The 19,785-nt window shown below is 54.5% G+C and carries 13 protein-coding genes and 3 pseudogenes; 5 read left to right on the top strand and 11 right to left on the bottom strand.

Annotated features, from left to right (window positions below):
• The 10 genes and pseudogenes from CPT76_RS28115 to CPT76_RS28070 form a co-directional block, all read right to left on the bottom strand.
• A partial coding sequence (locus CPT76_RS28115) for a carbohydrate ABC transporter permease (RefSeq protein WP_308737678.1) occupies positions 1–537 on the bottom strand: 537 nt, incomplete at its 3' end.
• A 116-nt stretch (positions 538–653) separates the two neighbouring features.
• The gene (locus CPT76_RS28110; RefSeq protein WP_105445226.1) at positions 654–1,988 is read right to left on the bottom strand and encodes an ABC transporter substrate-binding protein; all 1,335 of its coding nucleotides are present in this window, start codon (positions 1,986–1,988) and stop codon (positions 654–656) included.
• A gap of 150 nt (positions 1,989–2,138) precedes the next feature.
• A complete protein-coding gene (locus tag CPT76_RS28105) occupies positions 2,139–2,378 on the bottom strand; it encodes a helix-turn-helix domain-containing protein (RefSeq protein WP_146116446.1) in 240 nt (79 codons plus the stop codon).
• Positions 2,350–2,958: a response regulator gene (locus tag CPT76_RS28100; protein ID WP_105445224.1), complete on the bottom strand. Its 609-nt coding sequence runs from the start codon at positions 2,956–2,958 to the stop codon at positions 2,350–2,352. Before CPT76_RS28100 ends, CPT76_RS28105 begins: the two co-directional genes overlap by 29 nt.
• Positions 2,936–4,621, bottom strand: a complete 1,686-nt coding sequence (locus CPT76_RS28095; protein ID WP_308737677.1) for a sensor histidine kinase — start codon at positions 4,619–4,621, stop codon at positions 2,936–2,938. Before CPT76_RS28095 ends, CPT76_RS28100 begins: the two co-directional genes overlap by 23 nt.
• A 342-nt stretch (positions 4,622–4,963) precedes the next feature.
• The gene (locus CPT76_RS28090) at positions 4,964–5,425 is read right to left on the bottom strand and encodes a pyridoxamine 5'-phosphate oxidase family protein (RefSeq protein ID WP_105445264.1); all 462 of its coding nucleotides are present in this window, start codon (positions 5,423–5,425) and stop codon (positions 4,964–4,966) included.
• 194 nt (positions 5,426–5,619) lie between these two features.
• Complete coding sequence (locus CPT76_RS28085; RefSeq protein WP_076173024.1) at positions 5,620–6,033, bottom strand: YugN-like family protein; 414 nt, start codon at positions 6,031–6,033, stop codon at positions 5,620–5,622.
• A 90-nt stretch (positions 6,034–6,123) separates the two neighbouring features.
• Positions 6,124–7,088 (bottom strand): annotated as a pseudogene (locus CPT76_RS28080) (LacI family DNA-binding transcriptional regulator).
• A gap of 308 nt (positions 7,089–7,396) precedes the next feature.
• A complete protein-coding gene (locus CPT76_RS28075) occupies positions 7,397–10,003 on the bottom strand; it encodes a xyloglucanase (RefSeq protein ID WP_105445222.1) in 2,607 nt (868 codons plus the stop codon).
• 286 nt (positions 10,004–10,289) lie between these two features.
• On the bottom strand, positions 10,290–13,895 hold the full coding sequence (locus CPT76_RS28070; protein WP_105445221.1) for a copper amine oxidase N-terminal domain-containing protein: 3,606 nt from the start codon (positions 13,893–13,895) through the stop codon (positions 10,290–10,292).
• 251 nt (positions 13,896–14,146) lie between these two features.
• On the opposite strand from CPT76_RS28070, the gene CPT76_RS28065 reads away from it, so the two are divergent.
• The 4 genes and pseudogenes from CPT76_RS28065 (at position 14,147) to CPT76_RS28050 (ending at position 18,060) form a co-directional block, all read left to right on the top strand.
• Positions 14,147–14,842: a response regulator transcription factor gene (locus tag CPT76_RS28065; RefSeq protein ID WP_105445220.1), complete on the top strand. Its 696-nt coding sequence runs from the start codon at positions 14,147–14,149 to the stop codon at positions 14,840–14,842.
• A gap of 2 nt (positions 14,843–14,844) precedes the next feature.
• Complete coding sequence (locus CPT76_RS28060; protein WP_181153099.1) at positions 14,845–15,849, top strand: sensor histidine kinase; 1,005 nt, start codon at positions 14,845–14,847, stop codon at positions 15,847–15,849.
• A gap of 267 nt (positions 15,850–16,116) precedes the next feature.
• Positions 16,117–16,690 (top strand): annotated as a pseudogene (locus tag CPT76_RS28055) (ABC transporter ATP-binding protein); the annotation flags it as partial.
• Positions 16,691–17,139: 449 nt separating this feature from the next.
• Positions 17,140–18,060, top strand: coding sequence for a hypothetical protein (locus CPT76_RS28050; protein ID WP_105445218.1), 921 nt, complete (start codon positions 17,140–17,142; stop codon positions 18,058–18,060).
• Positions 18,061–18,147: 87 nt separating this feature from the next.
• Here CPT76_RS28050 and CPT76_RS28045 read toward each other — a convergent pair whose 3' ends face one another.
• Complete coding sequence (locus CPT76_RS28045; protein WP_105445217.1) at positions 18,148–19,197, bottom strand: CotH kinase family protein; 1,050 nt, start codon at positions 19,195–19,197, stop codon at positions 18,148–18,150.
• Positions 19,198–19,544: 347 nt separating this feature from the next.
• Between CPT76_RS28045 and CPT76_RS37910 the strand changes: the two are divergent.
• Positions 19,545–19,785: pseudogene (locus tag CPT76_RS37910) on the top strand (DUF6897 domain-containing protein); the annotation flags it as partial.

The following is a 19,785-nucleotide window of genomic DNA, read 5'->3' as shown; positions in this document are numbered from 1 at the left end:
AAACCGCGTGTCGGTCAGCCAGCGGGGACCGTCGATCCCGAACCACTCCTTCAAATAAAGGTTGATCAACCCGAAATCGGCGTTAAACAGCCACATAAAGACGACGGCGACCGCCACGGACATCGTAATGTTCGGCATAAAATAAATGAGTCTGTAGATCAGCTTGCCTTTTACCCGGTTCAGGCCCACCGCGATGAGCATCGCCAGAATAATGCCTGTAGGCACGGTTAGCACCGTATAATACAGCGTGTTGACCACGGCGATCCGGAAATCCTCATCCTTGAACGTGTTGATGAAGTTATCCAGTCCGACAAACTGCTTCTCCCCCATCCCGTCCCATTTCATCATGCTGAGCACGAAAGCCGAAATCAGGGGAATTAAGGAGAACAGCAGCAGTCCGACCAATTGGGGAAAAATAAAGACATAGCCCCATATGCCATCCGATGTCTTGCTCGTCATAGCGGTCTTCCGTTTGTTGTCCGGCTGCAAGGCCGGCGCAGAAGCCGTTCGATCGGCCGTCTGATTCTGCATAAACATCCACCTTCCTCTTGCGAATTACGCCTTATGAAGCGCTGGCCGCCAGCCGCCGGCCGGCATGGAAAGAGGGAAGGAACGCTGCGCTGTGCCCTGCGCTCCTTCCCTCCGGACCTTCGTTATTTGCCGTTTTTATAATCGTCGATTTTTTTGTTGGCCATTTCCTGAATGCCTTTGAGCGATGCGTCCAACTCGCCGTTCTTGAGCCACAATGCCTCGAACTTGGAAGTAATATCCGTGCTCAATCCTGGGATGCCGGCCTCGAACGGCGTCAGGGAATAACCTACCTCACGGGCATCGAGGAACAGCTGGGCATGCTCCGGCAGATTGCCTTCCAGAACGACGTCATCCACGCCTTGAACGGACGGAACGGCATTACCCCCGCCTTGCAGACGGAACTTCTGTCCATCCGAGCTCAAAAATTCGGAATAGAAGGTATAGGCGGCGTCTTTATGCTTCGATGCGCTGTTCATGACCAGGAATGCCGTCGGAATTCCGGCCGGTTCAATCTTGTTCCCGGTGTTCGTCGGCCAGGTCACGACATCGTACTCCAGGCTGGAGTTTTTCTTGAACAGCGGCAGATACCAGCGTCCGGCTCCGACGAATCCGACTTGGTTGGACATAAACATAGCGTCACCGCCCTGCCCCTTCGGCAGCGTACCGGCAAATGTAATATTTTTCTCCTTCACGTTATCGTACAGGAACTGGAACGCTTCCTTCGACTTTGGATCGTCGTAGCCGATGAACTTGCCATTGTCGTCGTAAACCTTGCCGCCGTTGGACGTTACCCAGCTGTAATAGCTGTTCCAGGAGTTATCAAGCACGTAACCGTACTTTTTCGAGTCGCGGATTTTCTCCACCATGCCTTTGAAAGCGTCCCAGGTCCATTGACCTTTCGCCTGAAGGTCGGCCGGCATCTCCGTAATTCCCGCGTCGTTCAGCACTTTCTTGTTGTACCACAGCACCATCGGATTGCAGTCGACCGGCACGCCGTAGATTTTGCCGTCACGCTTGGCCGCGCCCCACAACCCTTCGAAGTAGTCGTCCGGTTTGATTTTGCTGTCTGCCGCCGTCATTCTCGGCGTCATTTCCTCAATGCTCTTGTTCTCAATCAGTTTCACGACGAAGCCATCGCCGGCATAAAACACGTCAGGAGCGGTTCCTCCCGTCAGCTGTGTCAAAATTTTCTGGTCGTATTCCCCCGGAATCGGAATCAGCTCCGCCTCAATGTCCGGATGCCTCGAGTTGAAATCCTTCGTAAACTCCTGGAAGCGGGTCAGCTCTCCGGGATTGCCCCAGGTCGCCCATTTAATCTTGACCTTCTCCCCGCTGCCTTTGCCGTCTTCCGCCACCGCTCCCTGGTTATCGCTGCTGCCGCCACCCGATCCGCATGCCTGCAGCACAACCGACGCCAACAATACCACCGCTAGCAAGGACTTTCTGAGCTTCTTCATTTCTTTACTCCCCCATTCAAAAGAGTAGTCATCGGCTTAGCACCTTGGTGTGAAAACGCTTACGTGATTATTATAAAACGGCGACCTTTCGCCTTTTGAACGGCACATATTTCCGAAATCGTGTCATGTTTTCCTGTGTTTTTGGACACCTCACCTGCGCGGCATTCCCTGGAATTCCGCCGGCGTCAGTCCGACGACCTTTTTGAACTGCTTGCTGAAATGCTTGGTGTCATTGAAGCCGGACATCTCTGCGACCTCATATACCTTCAGCGTTGGATTTTGCAGAAGCTCCTTGGCCCGGTTCACCCGCAGCGTAATCAAGTAATCGATGAAATTATGTCCGGTGACCCGCTTGAACATTTCACTGAAGTAGTTGCGGCTGACGCACACCTTGTCGGCAACCTGCTGCAGAGAGATCGACTCTGTAAAATAGCTCCGAAATATACTCGACCGCCTGCTGGACGATCCGTTGGTGCAGCGATTTATCCGGAGGAGGACAATCCGCAGGAGGGGGCAGCGGCATCACGGCAACCGCCGGATCTGCGCTGTTTTTTTCTTTGTACTGCTCCAAAATGCGGTGATCCTCCTTCTCCTTCTGCAGGCTGTGGCGCATTTCGTACAGCACCGTTTTCAGCGATTCCGCACTCAGCATCGGCTTTAAAATATAGTCAAAGGCACCCAGCCGGATCCCCTCGCGGACGTACTCGAAGTCGCTGTGGCAGCTGAGCAGGAGCACCTTGACCCAAGGACAGATTTCCCTGGTCCTGCGCGCCAGCTCAAGCCCATCCATGACCGGCATGGCAATATCGGTAATCAGAATGTCGATTTCCTTGCTCTCGACCCATTTCATTGCCCGCTGGCCGTTGGAGGCTTCTCCCACCAGCTCGAATCCGTTGACTTCCCACTCAAAAGTAGACCGAATCCCCATTCTTGCGATGGCTTCATCATCAACCAACAGCACTTTGTACATCCTGATCCCCCTTTAAATTTGAAAAAGTAATCGTGACCTCCGTCCCCTGCATGAGCTCGCTGGTCACGCTGACCCCGTATCCGCTGCCGTAATACAGCCGAATCGTTTGGTGCACATGGCGCAGCCCGATGTTGGTCATCCCCCGGTGATGATGGGCACGCTCGTCGGCGAAGATGTGGGCCAGCCGCTCTTCGCTCATACCTACGCCGTCGTCGGCGATACTGACGATGATCTCCTCCCCTTCTTGGCGCGCGCGGATCTCAATCGTGCCCGGTTCGTCTTTGGGCGCGATGCCGTGGAAGACCGCGTTCTCCACGATCGGCTGCAGCAGCATGCGCGGAATCGGAATTTGCTTCAGCTCATCGGGACAATCGATAAGCAGGGTCATGGCATTGTCATATCGGTACCCTTGAATGACCATGTATTTTTGCAACAGGTCCAGCTCCTCGCCCAACTGGATAAAGACGCCGCTGCGCCCCATACTGACCTCAAGCAGCTGGACTAGCGAGGTGACGGCTTGGTCGACGTCGTTCGTACGGTTCAGCTTGGCAAGCCAGCGGATCGAATTCAGCGTGTTGTACAGAAAATGCGGATTGATCTGGTACCGAAGCGCCCGGATTTCGGCCTTCTTCTTCTCAGATTCCTCCTTGGCAATCCGCTCGATGAGCAGCTCGATCTGTTCGATCATCTTGTTGAAGCTGCGTCCCAGCTGGCCGATTTCGTTGCGTCCGACGCTGCGGCTGCGGATGGTCAGGTCGCCGGCTTCCCCTTTGCGCATCAAGCGGCTCAAGTTGACGAGCGGATTCCCGATTCTGCGTGTAACGTAGTAGCCCATGCCGATCGCCAGCACGATCGAGCAAAGGGTAATCAGTACCGTCAGATTGCGGATACTGGCCGAATCGGCTGTCATCTCCTCCAGCGGCACGACGCCGACGACGCGCCAGTCGTTGTCGAGCAGCTCGGGAATCATCAGCGTGTTGCGCCGTCCCTCGCGCAGCTGCGTCTTCCGGGTCGGCAGCGGCAGCTTCGACGTTTGGCCGTACTCACCAGGGTCGGGATGGTAGAAATACTGATTCCGGTCGTTGACGATGTAGACGTATCCCGTATCGCCGAATTGAACGCGGTTCAGCTCATCGATCAGCACATTCCCCATCACCTCGACAAACATGACGCCGATAATTTCGCCGGTCTCCCAGCTGCGGATGGCCCTTCCGAGGCCAAACACCGGGAAGCCCATCCCGGTCTTTTTCAGGTATGAGGTTTCGGAGAGCCCAAACCATACCGTATTGCCGTTCGCCTTCAAAATGGCTTTGTACCAGTCGGAATCCCACTGATTCGGAATCGACATAAGCGAGTCTGCGCTGAGCACCGAGTTTTTGCCTTTGACATCAAAAATATAAATATCGAGAATTTCCGGTGAATTGATCATAATCGAGGTCAGCATATCTTTACCGTCCTTCACCTTGAGCGTCGTTTCATAGGCGTTGTCGCCCTGCCTTTGCTCCAAAATGTTGTGGACGATTTTGCTGTTTAATACCATCATCGAGGAGTCATCCAGTTTCTTGAAAAACATGTTCAGCTTGTCGCTGACCTGCACGATCGTTAGCGCGGCCACCTTGCTGACCTGCTGTTCAACGATCAAGGACGATTTGTGGTAGGACAAAAAACCTCCTATAAGGACAGGAAGAGTCATCCCGAAGAAAAAGAAGAGGAAGAGCTGCACGACAATCGAGTGTAGCGGGGGAAAGCGCGTGAGGAGCCAGGATCTCATATGCGAATCACCCTCTTTTTCCAAGTGTGAATTTCGTAATGTTATTGTATATACGAATGATTGCGCTTTCAAAGTCTTGTTGCATAAATTCCGAACAAAGCACGAAAGATCAGAAGAAAAGCCCTATCGACGTAAACTCAAGGAAATTGAGCGGCGTTTGTGGCATCCTCAGACCAGGCATTCGCCCAGTCTGGGGATGTGCGGAAGCGCCTATATCGGCGTTCGGCTGCCTTTCTACAACCTCAGTTCGGCTAACGTTTCGTACCAGCGGGTGAGGACGGCTTCGGGCTCCTTAAAGTCGACCTGTATGCCGGATCTAATGTCCGCATACGCGGCCACGTCCGCTCGGACGGATAGGATGTCCGCCTCAAAGCGCTCCCGAGGATGCTTGGCTGCGGGAAGCACCGGCAGAAGTCTCAGCGCAAGCTTTACGTAATAAGCTTTTCCAGAGTAGACCAGAACGAGCGTCGCTTTTCCCGTACGGATCATGTTTCGGGTCGTCGCGGTTCCGTTCCACATGGCCAGCCGGACCTGCCCCCGGTCCAGGGCCACGATCTCGCCCACACTAATCATGGCCGTGTGCGGCCATCCCTCCTCCGTAACGGTCATCAGCATCATCGCCTCATGCTGTTTCGTGATCAGCTCCCTGCCGTCCAGCAGCTCGTACAGCTCGTCCGGAAGTTCCGCCGTCTCCATGTATTTCATTGACTGACATCTCCTTTCTTCCCTGTGGTTCCCCTATTGTACTCTATGAAACAAACGATGGCTGTATAAAAAGAAACACGTAATCTCAGGCGATCCCGATGTTTTGGCCCCGCTTTCCTGTACAAAACAAAAAGCAGCCCGGCCAAACGAATTTGACCAAGCTGCTCTAATTTACGGCGAAATCCTTAGGGTAAGTACCCCAGCTCCACTTCCTGCAGAACGCTTCTTGCGCGCTGTACCCACTCGTCCTCCAGATGTGCGTCAGGATCGAGCGGTGCCTGAAACTGGTCGAATAAGGCGCCGAGCAGATGGGGCATGGCATGCTTGTCAGTTCCCGTGTTGTATACGTACTTGAATACGAAAGGGCGTCCCAGCTTAACGGTCGCCCGGCAGCCGCCGCATTCGCCGTCCAGGTTGCCTTTGGTTACATGAAAAGGGATCCGCAGCCACACCATTCTTTCCTGGTCAAGGCGCTTATCCAGATAGCCGTGCTTATAATCCCAGTTACCGGCCAGCGAAAAATCATGCTTGCATAGGTAGCTGTCAATATTGACGAATTCGTCTTCCACATTTTCGAGTCTGGACTCCAGATTGATCATTCCTGCATCCTCCTGTCGGTTTACCTTCAGGATGAGCAGGAATATCTTTCTTTATACTTCAGCGGCTGCCGTCCGGCGGGATTAGGCTGATTAGACCGCCTTAACCGATTCCGCCTTGACCAAAGTCACATAAATCCGCTCATTTTCGACCGGCTTGCCTTCAATGATTTTGATCAGCTGCTCGGATGCGAGCGAACCCCTATTTTTCTGGAATAATCTATCGTCGCAAGCCTTGGGCGGATGTACTCGGACAGCTCGATATTATCGAAACCGATGATGTGGATGTCCTTGCCCATCTCCAAATCCGTTTCGGATATATAGTCATACATGCCGATCGCCATTTCATCATTCAGGCAAAAGACCGCCACCGGACCTTCGAATTCCGCAGCAATCTGTTTGCCGGCCCGCTCGCCGCCCGTGCGGTTAAAGTCACCGGGAATTTCAATGCATTCCACGTCCCTGTTTCGTTCGACCGTTTGTCTGACCGCGGCCATACGCTGCTTCGAGTCGTAAGAACCCTCGGGACCGGTAACCACGTAAATTTTCCGGTGTCCCAGGTCGATCAGATACTCCATCGCCAGGCTGGCCCCGGCTTTGTTATCAAGAAGAACGTGATTGATATTCGGATGCTTCAGCTCCCGGTCCAGCACCACCAGCCGGTGCCCGAGCTCGGCAAAGTTCAGCAGCTGCTCGTCCGAGAACGTGTGGTCGAGGATCAGCGCCCCGTCAAACAGCTTCTCAGCCAGCAGCCGGTGCGACTGGGGGCCGCTGCATACTACCAGATCGTATCCTTTTTGAATCAGCGTGCCCTTCATTCCCTGAAGCAGATCTCCGTAGAAACCGCCGCTAAAATCCGGCAGAAAGGCCCCGATAATTTTCGACTCCTTTTTCTTCAGGCTTCGTGCCGCCGCATTGGGTACATAATTCAGTTCTTTGGCGATGGCCAAAATCCGGGCGCAGGTCTCATCCGTCACCTTCGAGCTTCCGTTCAGCGCGTAGGATACCGTTGATATGGATACGCCGGCTTTTTTGGCGATATCTTTAATACTGGCCACGGCTTCTCACTCCAATCGTTTGGCTTATCATTTCATTTTATCATTCTGTTTGAATCGTTTCGACACCGGTGCCTCGTTCCCCTGCACAACAGCGCATTCATACAGGCTACATTTCATTTCTACCAACGGCGCTTGACCTGTTCTTGAAAAATAAAAGGACCGCCCGGGCAGCGGATTTGCTGTCCCGGGCCGGTCCTTCGTATATACCGCTTTGGAAAGGGGCAGGATGCCGATCGTGGGCAGTCCTCACCGCATGGACGGCAGCAGGTCCCTCTTTTGAGATGGATCCCTGCGCGTCCTTTTTCAAATTACTTCTTGGCGTTGTACTCGACCGTAACCTCAAGGCTTGCCTTGTTCCCTGCCAGGTCGGATGCTTCCAGCACAATCCGGTTTTTCCCGCTGGCCAAGGTCAGCTTATGATTGAACTTTCCATTCACGACTTTTATGGTAAAAGGCTTTCCGCCATTTAAGGAAACGCTGATCGTGGAATCCTGCAGAGCCTCGTTAACGCGGCCGGAGAGCACATAGTTCCGGTTGTTTTGCGGTTTGCCTTTGTCGTCCACCGTGATGACCGGTGCTGCCGTATCCGTGCTGCCGGCGATATCGCCAAGAACAATGCCGAGGCCGTTGGTCGCCAAATATACGCGGCCGTAAACCCTTGGATCCCCGGTGATCGCCGCGTTGGCCGAACCGAACTGGTGCTGGTCGTCATTGATGCGTGTCCACGTCTTGCCTGCGTCATCGGAGCGGTAAATGCCGTCCACATTGTTGATGGTGGCATGGGCATACAGCGCCATGTATTTCTGGCCGGGAGCGGCTTTGCCGAAACCGATGGCCGCTGCTTCCTGAATCTGTCCCAGCTTCGTAAACGTACGTCCCGAATCCGTGGAATGCCATAATCCAAAAAGGCTGTCCTGGTTCTTGTTATCCGCGGCAGCGGCCACCCAGATGTCTCCTTCCACGCCAGGTACGGCTTTGAAGTTACTTGTCAGGTTGGTCGGCAGGCCCGCGGCTGCCTTGACGAAGGAGGCTCCTCCGTCCTGGCTGACATAGAACGTGCCATCCGCAATCGCGTAAAACTTATTCGGATTCACCCGGTCCGAAGCTACTCTCGCGCCGCTTGGAACCCCGGACGAGGCCGTCCACGTGGCGCCCAGGTCGCGCGAATAGCTCACCGGCTTCGGAGCGGCCGAGTTGGACGGGCTCCAGACGATGGAAGAGCCGTCTGCACCGACCGCGACATAGCCGCCTTGCGTGGCATCGTCGGAAGCCGACGCCCAGGCGTTGGCCGCCGGCTTCCATGTCTTGCCGTTATCCGTGGACACGCCCATTCTCGGGTTCACCCCGTCGCTGTTGCCGACGCGGACGACGATGTCCGGGTTCAGTTCGGCGTAGTCGATATCCGTGCTTGTCCCGATATACGGGTTCGTAATCATGGACGGGGCCTTGGTCAGATCCTCGTGGCGGAAGCCGCCGATATCCCCCATCGCGCTCAGCAGATGAGCTCCGCTCGGCGGACTGATCAAACCGAGAATCGCCGTCTCTTCGATCCCGTCGGCCATGACGGAGATATTGACTTTTTCTCCTTTGTCCAGGGCAGTCACGTTCTCCGACCCGTACAGCGTCGCACCCGTACCGTACATGATCCGGTCCGGATTAAACGGATCGATCTCCAGGTCGCCGATCATCCAGCCGAGCTTCGGATTCTGCTCCGGCAGGTTCTTTTTCTCACCCCAATCCAGCCATGGTGACAGCGAATAGTCAATGGTGTAGTTGTTCGTCCTTACCGGGTCTTTGGCGTAATCCAACGTCCAGAACGGCTTCCACGTCTTGCCGCCGTCCGTGCTCCGGTAGATGAATTCATCCGGCCACCATTTGTTCATCGTGGCGACCATGATCGTATCCGGGTGCTGCGCATCGACGGCAAGGCCGCCGTACGGGCTGTCCGTAGAACCTGCACCGGTCGGGCTGATATCGGTCCACTGTCCGGTTAACGTATCGTATTTCCACACCGAGCCTTCACCGCCGTTATACGGACCCACTTCCTTGGTGTAGGTCACGTAGAGGCTGCCGTTCTTCGAAAGCACGCCATGGTGCGGGAGGAACCCTTGATTAGGCTGCCCCGGTACGGGTTCCCAGGTTTGACCGCCGTCGGTGCTCCGATAGATGCTATGCTCGGTATCGGCGACTCCGACGTAAATCGTCTTGGTTGTTTTCCCTTTGCTTCCCGTTGACGGGTCAAACGTCACCCACACGACGCCGACCAGATCGTTGGTTGAGTCCTTCACGTTGCCGGCGGCGTTGAAGCTGTCGACTTTGCTCCAGGTGACTCCGTAATCAGTGCTGCGCCACAGCCCGTTGCCGCTGCGGGTACCCATGTAGAGGATACGGTTATTGTTCGGATCGATCGCCAGCCGCTCGCCCATCGACCTTCCCGGCATATTGCCCCCGAGTTTAAAAGGAAGCTCCGTGCGCTGCCACGTCTCCCCTTTATCCGTAGAGCGGAGCAGCACGCCGTTCATGTCGGTCCAGTCGTTGGTGTAGGTTCCGGCCGCCACATACAAACGGTTCGTTTCCACCGGATCCGTCGCCAGGGTGTCCACGCCAAGCATGTTCCATTCTTTTGCACTGACAAAATCCAGCAGCTGCTTCCAGGTCTTCGTAGCCGGGTCCCAGCGGTAGGCTCCTCCGATATCCGTCCGTGCGTAGATCAGATCCTTTTCGCTCGGGTTGTAGACAATCCCAGGAACAAAACCTCCGCCGACAACCTTGACCCGGTCCCAGCTGTACGTTTGGACAGGCGCCTTGGGTTCTTTACCATTGTTCTCCTTGTCAGCAGACACCGGGCCCACCGCACCGGCCAGCGGCAGCGCGATGGAAGCGGCGAGAACCAAGCTTAACGTCTTCTTGAACATCATTGCCCTCCTCAATCATAAAATGGATTGGTTATTCGAAAGCGTTTTCGAAAAATGCGATGATGACTGACATGAGGATTTGCTGCAGCCGCAGCACTTTATGTAAGCGGTTACCACGATGAGTAAATTTATTGTACGGGCAAAGAGTCCCGCAAGAATACCCTAATAATTGGATGATTTTTCATATGGAAATTAGACATACGCAATAAAAACAGCCCCTGGAATCAATCATCCAGGAGCTGTGATTTGCGGGCCGATGATCGGCAAGTTAATGCCAATTCCGTTATCAGCCCTTTGTTTTGCTGGAGACGGTTGCCTTGGCTTCCGCCTTCTTCAGCAGTTTATAGTCACCGGAGTTGCCCGGCGTTCCCTGCGGCGAGTCCTTTAGCACTTGATAAATGCTGCCTTGATCGCTCACCAGCTGATTTTTGGCGTAACCCTTCGTGTCCTTCTCATCAAAAGCCGTTACGAACATAAAACCTGTTTCGGAAGAAAGCACGCTTTTGGAAGCCTGGTCCCCTTTCAACACGGACAGGACGTATACCAGGTAGCTGGCATTCTTATCCAGCTCCTGACCGTAAATATCTTTGTCGCCCGCCTGGAAAGCCGTCTCGTAAGAACCCTTGTTAGCCTTATCCACTTTCTTGAAGCTGTCCGGTACCTCCTTGGCGGATTTCGCCGTCATGAACGTGGTCGATCCAACCGGCACGGCGAACACCTTGTAATAATCGATGCTGCTTTCATCCGCTGCCTTCGCAAAGGTAACTTTGACCTCTTCATCCTTTAGCTCCGAGGCGGTGACGCGAGTCACCAGCGTCGGATTGGACAGCAGTTTGATTTCATTGGAAGGTTTCGACAGGACGCTTCCTTTACCGGACGTGGTCATCATGGACAAGACCAGCACCTTATAAGATTTTCCGTTCTCAATCAGTTTATCGTCGATGTCTCTGGCATCCGGACTGAGCTTTTGTTTAAAGTTATTTCCCTTCAGGGCCTCCGTATAATTTCGGATCTCTGCTGCTGCTTCCGCCTTAAGTCCGTCTGCTTTATCGGCAGGCACGACCAAGACGCGGTATCCGTAAACATCGCTCTCATCCGCCGCTTTGGTAAAGGAAACCTCCAGGTCACTGCCGTTGTTGTTGTCCCCTACGTCCGACACGCTGACATCCGTTACGGGACTTGCAGCTTTCGTGGTTAGCGTGATCGGCGCGGACGGTTCAGACAGCGCATTGGTACCGTTCGCTCCTACAGACAGAACGAACACCTTATAGCTGAGGCCATTTTTGATGGCATTATTATCTACATCGCGGGCTCCAGATTTCAGCTCGCCGCTTAAATCGGATCCCGTTTTATCTACGGGGGTATAAGCAGAGCTAGACACTTTTTCCGCATCGGAAAGGCCGAAGAAACGAGCCGAACCCGCCTCGACGACGAGAATCCGGTAGCCTTTAATGTTGCTTTCGTCCTTGGCACGATTGAAAGTCACTCGCAGATCGCTCGCATCGCCGTTATCGCCGATATCCGCCGCCTTCACATTCGTTGCCGGGTCGACGTTCACGTTGCCCGACAATGTGATGGATGGCGAATACGAGGAGAGCGCGTTCGTCCCGGCGTAGCTGCCCGTTCCTACCGACAAAATAAATACCCGATAGGAGATGCCGTTCCGGATGGCGTCCCCATCCACATCCCGCGCTCCCGAAGCGAGAGCCTTGCTTACGTTGGCACCATTCGGCGTGACTGCCGTGTAGTTCGAGCTGCGCACCGCGCTGGCGTCATTCAGGTCAAAACGTCCAGCATCCCCGTTTTTCACGACGAGAATCCGGTATTGGCCGATATATCTTTCGTCGTCGGCACGCTTAAAGTTCACAAGCAGATCCCGGCCGTCGCCGTAGTCCGAAACGTCGGATACGCTCACGTTGCTTGCCGGTCCTACGTAGCCGTTGGTTCCCAGCGTGATCGCCGGGGAATAGGAAGACAGCGCGTTGCTGCCGGAGTAGCCGCCGGAACCGATCGACAGAACGAACACCCGGTAGCTGGTGCCATTGCGGATATAGTCGCCGTCCACGTCCCTTGCTCCGGAAGGCAACACTTTCGTAATGTTATATCCGGTTTTGTCTACCGTCGTGTAATTCGAGCTGGACACCGAGTTCGCCCAGGACAGATTGAAGCTTCCTGCCTGGTTCGACTTCACGACCATGATCCGGTAGCCGGAAATACGGCTCTCGTCGGATGCCCGGTTAAAGGTAACCCGCAAATCGCGGCCATCGCCGTAATCGCTAATGTCGCTGACATTCACATTGCTTGCCGCATCGACATTACCGTTGCCGTAGAGCACGATGGAAGAAGACGCCGAGGACAGCGCATTGCTGCCGGAATAGCTTCCCGTTCCCACGGCCATGACAAACACGCGGTATACAACGCCGTTCGCGATCAGCGATCCGTCGACGTCACGCGCTCCGGAAGACAGCGCCTGGCTGATGTTATAACCGGTTTTGCCCACCTGCGTGTAATAAGCGCTCGGAACATTGTTCGCTGCCGAGAGGCTAAAGCTGCCTGCCTTGCTGTCCTTCACGACGAAAATCCGGTAAGAACCGATGCGGGATTCGTCGGACACCTTGTTGAAGTTCACGCGCAGATCCCGGCCGTCGCCATAATTGCTGATGTCATCCACGCGGGTAATGACCGGTGCAGACACCGCATTGGCCGCCAGCGTAATGGACGATGAAGCGGCGGACAGCTGCGACGTGTAGCTGCCGGTATTGCTTACGGACATCACAAACACCGTGTAAGAAATCCCATTCCGGATCAGTTCGCCGGAGGTATCCCTTGCCGAAGAAGAAAGATTGCCGGACAAGGTCGTTCCAGCCTTGTTCACCACTGTGAAGTTTGAGGACGACACCTTGTTCGCAGCCGCCAAGTCAAAGCTGTTCTTATCCTTGGTTTTGACCACATAGATGCGGTAATTCGTAATATTGTTCTCGGTTTGGGCCTTGGTAAAGCTGACGGACAGGTCCCGGCCGTCCCCGTAGTCACTCGCATCGGATACTTTGAGGTTCGAAACCGCTCCAACGGATGGAAGGGTCGGAGCCTGAGACAGCGTGATTGTCTGGGATACACCGGACAGAGCGCTGTTTCCGCGTTTGCCCACGGTGAGAACAAATGCTGCATACGACTGCCCCGACCGGAGCAAATCGCCGTTGACGTCGCGGGTCTGGGACGACAACGTAATCGACACGTCATCCCCATCCGGGCGGATCGAGGTGTAGCTGCTGGTCGAAAGTGCTTGGGCGAGATTGAAATTGTAAGCATTGCCCGATTTGACCATCAGCACCCGGTATTCGCTTACGCCGGACTCCGGCGAAACTTTCGGGAAGCTGACCTCCACATCGCGTCCGTCGCCGTTTTTAGAAATGACCCGGGCCGAAACATAGGCCACGGCATTAACCGGTCCGCCGGATGTCGTGATCGTTACCGTCTTGTTAGAAGCATTCCAGTCGACCTTTTCACCCAGCGCCTCGCTGACGAACCGGACAGGCACCATCGTGCTGCCCTTATAGATCTGGCCGGGTACATCCAGGGACAATGTCCGGTTGTTGACGATCGCAGATGTAGAGCCGATCTTCAGTACAATCGTCGTTTGATCCCGTTTCGCGGTGACGGTTTTCGTCTTCGCGTTCCAGTCGAGCGTGGCGTCGAGCGCCTCAAAAATGGCTCGCATCGGGAGCATGGCCCTGCCCTTCACCATAATGGGAGCCTGAGGGGAGTATAGCTTCTGGCCGTCAATATAAATCGAGATTTGACTGGCTGCGGCTGCTGCCTGCCCCTGATTGGCGCCGAGGGCGACCGAGAAGATCATCACGGCGGCCATAAGCGTTAACCAAATTTTTTTCACAAACGCGCCTCCTTTTGTTTTTCCTGATATAGAAATTATTGACTGTGTAATATCTGACGGAGGAAGACAGCAAAAAGTTATCTGCTCCGAAAAATAATTTTTTCAACGGAATCTCCGGACCCTTATTTTTTGTCCCCCGTTCCCCGTCCAGAACCCTGGCCGCCTGAATCCCGCAGCGGTTTACGTGTATAATGATACTGAGTTAACGATTATAGGAACACGAGTACTGCTTTCATAAGGAGAATTCGGATATGTATAAAATATTGATCGTCGAGGACGATCCGAAGATCGCCGGTCTGCTTCAGTCCCATATCCAAAAATACGGAGACGAGGCCATCGTGATTCACGATTTCGACCGCGTGCTGGATGAGTTTACGGCGGCCGCCCCCCATATCGTGCTGCTGGATGTCAACCTGCCGAGCTTCGACGGCTACTACTGGTGCCGGCAGATCCGTCAGGTTTCGACCTGCCCGATCATTTTTATTTCAGCCCGCAACGAGAAAATGGACCAGGTCATGGCCCTGGAGAACGGCGGCGACGACTATATCACCAAGCCGTTTCACTACGAAATCGTGATGGCCAAAGTCCGCAGCCAGCTCCGGAGGGTCTACGGGGATTACGCCGCCGGCGGCGAGCGGACGGTCGAACAAGCCGGGCTTGTCCTGTATCCCGAACGGATGGAGCTGAAACTGGGGGACAAGCGGATCTCCCTGACCCGGAAGGAAACGATTCTGATCGAAACCCTGCTGGAACGCAGTCCGCGGCTGGTCTCCCGGGAAACGATCCTCGAGAAGCTGTGGGACGACACGTTCGTGGACGACAACACCTTGAGCGTGAATATTACCCGTGTCCGCAAAAGGCTGGCGGAGCTGGGCATCGGGGAGGCGCTGGAAACGGTGCGCGGCTCGGGCTACCGTCTCAATATGGCATGGAAGGATGAGGCATGACGTTGAAGCTCTTCATTCGCGATCATATTCCGCTGCTGATCTTTACGATGCTGGAACTGCTGGCCGTTGTGGCTGTGTTCTGGTTTGACGGATACGACCATCCGCTCACGGCTCTCTACGGGGTTTTTCTCGGCCTGTTTATTTTGGCCGGATATCTCATCTTTCGTTTCTTCAGCCAGCGGCTGCTGTACATGCGCTTATCCCGTCCATTTGAAGCCTTGAACGAGTCGATCGCCGCAGGCGGTACCGCACCGGTGTCCCAAGCCTTCAACCACCTGCTGGAGACGCAGTACCGGCATTACCAGAACCTGCTTCAGACCTGGGAACGCAAGCAGCAGGAGCACCTGACCTTCATGAACCAGTGGGTGCATCAGATGAAGACGCCGGTATCCGTCATCGAAATGATTACGCAGGGTGAAGACGATGAGCGTCTGCTCAGCATATCGGAGGAAACCGACCGCATCCGGCGCGGTCTGGAGATGGTGCTGTACGTGTCCCGTCTCGAAACCTTCGAGCAGGACTTCAGCGTGGAGCCCGTCGGGCTCCGGCAGGCCGTAAACGAGACGGTGCACGAGCTCAAGCGGTATTTTATCCGCAGTCATGTGTATCCGGAAGTTCAGGTGGACGACGGGATTATGGTGCAAACCGATGCCAAATGGATGCGGTTCATGCTCGAGCAGCTGCTGTCCAACGCCATCAAATATGCCGCCGGCACCGGCAGTAAAATTACGGTTTCCGCCAGGACTGAAGACGACCATTCCTTGACCCTGGAAATCCGGGACCGGGGCGTCGGCATCCCGAGGGCGGACCTCGGACGGGTCTTCCGTCCCTTCTACACGGGCGAGAACGGCCGCAGATTCAAGGAATCGACGGGTATGGGGCTGTATCTCGTAAAAGAGGTCGCGGACAAGTTGGGCCACGGCATTCGCATTGAATCGGTGCCCGGGGAAGGGACGGCGGTCCGTCTCCATTTTGAGCGCTCGCAAGTACAGGTGCGGAATCGTTGATTTCGGCTCCTTTTTGCCGCGCGTCCGGACAAGCCAAGCCTGCAGGCGGTGACGCAAGCTTACATCCGTGTAAGATTGCTGAAAGGTCCATCCATAGGAGATTTGGGCTCCATCGCTTACACTGGACCTAGATGAACCCCGCAAAGCATCCCTTTACATCGATGCGCCATCACTGATCTTGTGGGGTCTGAAATTGAACGGACTACCGGTTCCGCCGCTCTCCCGCGCGCGGGCAGGTGTCCGGGTTGAAGAGAAGGAGTGCTTCGGATGACGGACATTTTATCCGCCAAAAATATAGGCAAAATTTATAAAGGCATGGTTTCCTACGAGGCTCTGTCCAATATCGATTTAACGATTCAGGAAGGCGAGTTTGTCGGCATTATGGGGCCGTCCGGGAGCGGAAAAACGACCCTGCTGAACATCGTATCGACCATCGACCGCCCGACCTCGGGCGAAATCCGCATCGGCGGGGAAGATCCGTACCGCCTGTCCCAGGATCAGCTGGCACTATTCCGCCGCCGGGAGCTGGGCTTCGTCTTTCAGTCGTTCAATCTGCTTCATACGCTGACGGTGAAGGAGAACATTATACTGCCGTTAACGCTGGATGGCGTCGGCGTGCAGGAAATGAACGAACGGGTCGCCGCTCTGGCTGAGAAACTTGGCATTACCCCGATCCTGGATAAGCGTACCTACGAGATATCCGGAGGGCAGGCGCAGCGAACCGCGATCGCGCGGGCGCTGATCCACCGGCCCAAGCTGCTGCTGGCCGACGAGCCGACAGGCAACCTGGACTCCGAAGGCGGCGCGTGACGTGATGACCCGGAAGGGCACGCTCATCGAGCTGATCAAAGCGGAGGATAAACCCAAGCCCGAACCGAAGGCATCGGTCCTGCTGTCCATCCTATCCGCCCTGCTCATTCTGCTCGGCTACGCCTGCGTGTTACTGTTCGCGCTGCGCCGGATGTTCTCATTCCCTCTGCTGCTTGGCGGCGTGGCCCTGGTCATCGTCGGCACGTACTTTCTGTTCACCCAGCTTAGCGTGTACGTAATGAGAGCGATGAAGAAGCGGCCCCGTATCTTCCTCAAGCGGACGAACCTGCTGACGATTTCCGAGCTGATCTACCGGTTGCGGGACAATGCGGTCATGTTCTTCATGGTTGCGGTCATTTCCGCTACCGCTTTTACCGGGATCGGAACCGCGCTGGCCATTGGCGACCCCGGGCTCGCCGCGATGAAGAATCCGTATGCGTTCACGTACGATTCTACAATGATTCGGACCATAAAAATTCGTTGGAGCAGAAGCATGTCCGCCTGATTGAAGATACACTGCGGAGGGAGGGGTTTGACTACCGCAAAGTATCCTATATCCCGACTTATTCGGATAACGGGTTCATGCTGATCAAGCTGGACGATTATAACCGTCTGGCTGCGGCCCTCGGTTACGAGCAGGAGACGCTTCGTGAAGGGGAAGCACTCGCAACGCCCTCGACGGTCACGCAAACCGGCGAGTTCAAGCTGGACGGATTAACCCAGGACAGCCTGACCCTGACAAAGGAAGGCTCAGAAATGACCCTGCATCTGCTCAAAGCGCTGCCGCATATCGTCGTACCCAATACCACCAACGTGTATGTCGTGTCCGACGCAGACTATGCGAAGATAAACGCCGGCAATCTGCTCAAGATCGTCTCTGTGCAGTTTGTCGTTCCGGACTGGCACCACACGCTGCGTATTGCGCAGGAGCTCCGCGACACCATTAATAATGACGTCGATGAGTCGGGAAATATGAATTACAACTTCCAGGCGCTCGTCATCGACTGGGTCGAGTCCCGGCAGTTAAACGGCCTGCTGCTGATCGTCAGCGGGCTCGTCGGGATCGTGTTCTTCACCTTTGCTGCGAGCTTCATCTACTTCCGGCTCTATGCCGACCTGGCCCGGGACGAAGAGCAGTACCGGATGATCTCTAAGGTGGGATTAAGCCGGAGGGAATTGGGGCGAACCGTCTCGAGGCAGCTGCTGCTGATGTTCTTCCTGCCGATGCTGGTGGCGGTTATCCACAGCAGCGTCGCCTTTCTGGCCCTGCAGCAGCTGGTCGACTTCTCCGTCGCTTCGCATACGCTGGCCATCTTCGCCACGTTCCTGGCAATCCAGGTCGTTTATTATTGGATCACGCGCTGGCGCTATTTAAATCATTTACATCAGAAAATGATCTGAAGCGGGGTCAAATCCCATAGAAGCAAGCCCTGGTACGTGTAAACGTGCCAGGGCTTGTGTTATGTAGCCGGGGGAGCCACGGCTCGCTCAAAGCTGCTCCATCTCATTCTTGATATCCCGGCGCCGGTCTTCAATATATTCCCTGATGACATCCGGTTCCGTATCAAATATACCGACATCCCACTTATATTTAGGGTCATCATAGATATCCTGAGCAATGGCGCTGTGCATTTTCCTGACCACAGGCATCAGGCGGGATACGGTAAAGGTAGATTCCAGTGCCCGCTCAAGGATTCGCTTATACTTCTGTCTGTTCGCCTTGTAAGCCAGCACTTTTCCAGTCAGCACGTTGTATCCCTTAATCCTGACCAGGTCGGATTTTACAGCTTTACCATAGCAGTTTCTGCCCCATGTGCCCTCATAATCCCAAGGGATCATTCCATACTTACTGCGTTTGCCGGATTCGAATATCGTATAGTTCTGGAGGAACCCGTCGTAATTTCCGGTCAGCACAGCCCCGCATAACCAGCGCAAGTAATTGTCCATATCCAATCGCTGCCGAAGATAATCGCTTAGCTCGGTCCCTTTTTTCCGGTTAATGCTGCGGATGAAGTCGCTGAGGCGGTTCCTTTCCGTTTCGCCGCCTTTAATGAAAGCGTATCCTGACAGCAATTTGCTCGACTTCGCATTTTTTTCCGGCATTGCAAAGTCAGCATTATCATTGACCGCATAGATGATGCTTCGTGCATGGAGCCCCCTTTTGCGGAAAAAAGCGGACTTCACCGCCTCGATTCTTAAATACACCCCTTCCTTCTTTCCATTTATATAAAGCACGCAGTGTTTCGTCGAGGGGCTGGGGACGCCAAGCACATTAAAATAATGAAATGAAAGGGCGTTTCTCATCAGGGACGGATCATCGTGTTCCGCGTTAAAGTGGTACGTCGCCTTGGCCGTCCGAATCTCATAGGATTTTTTCGGATATTCACGGGTATGGCCCCCGCGGTAACGAATGCGAATCGGAGTCCTCCGGCCATCCATACTCATCGTTCCACTGACAAACGAATCGGACCATATGTTGCTCTCCAGCTTTTTCATCGCCGAATCCTTTAACTCGATCCGGTATACAGGCAGACCCATGCCGTAACCGCCCTTCTAGATTGAATCGCCTGATCTACGGCCTGCCGGCCCACTGGGGCTGAACACGGCGTGATCATTTGCCCTATTTAGGCTTTGTTCAACCTATGCGGCGCCGGCAGTTCACGTAAGGGCTGACGCCTTTCTAGTGTAAAAACTATTCGGCAGACATAGAAAGATAGACTCCGGTTTGATTTTGGATAATCTAGTATTTTCGGCTAGTCCCCTTTTTTCCAAGACACATATAAATAGATTACAGATAGACTCGAAGGACAAATAAAGCCCTTCATGAGACTATCCAAACTATCTTGGAAGGGGTAATTGGTATGTCGTTAGCAGGTCTTAACACAATGAACTCCATCGGGAGCGAGGTGAAAATCAATCGCGGCGGGCCGGACTCGATCGTAGGTGTTCTGGTGGGGATACAAAACGGTTACCTGGCCGTTGCGACGAAAGAGGGCATCGTCTATGTCAACAGCACCCATATCAAAAGCATCAGCAGCACAGGCAAATCCGGAGGGGCAAAGGCCATGACGGTGGACCCGATTATGGCAGGAAACTTCGCTGGATTGCTGCACGCGCTCCGCTATC

The sequence above is a fragment of the Paenibacillus sp. AR247 genome (genome assembly GCF_002968895.1).
In the GTDB taxonomy this organism is placed as follows: Bacteria; Bacillota; Bacilli; order Paenibacillales; family Paenibacillaceae; genus Paenibacillus_AQ; species Paenibacillus_AQ favisporus.
The sequence above is the reverse complement of the archived record's forward strand: the minus strand, read 5'-3'. Positions and strand labels throughout refer to the sequence as shown.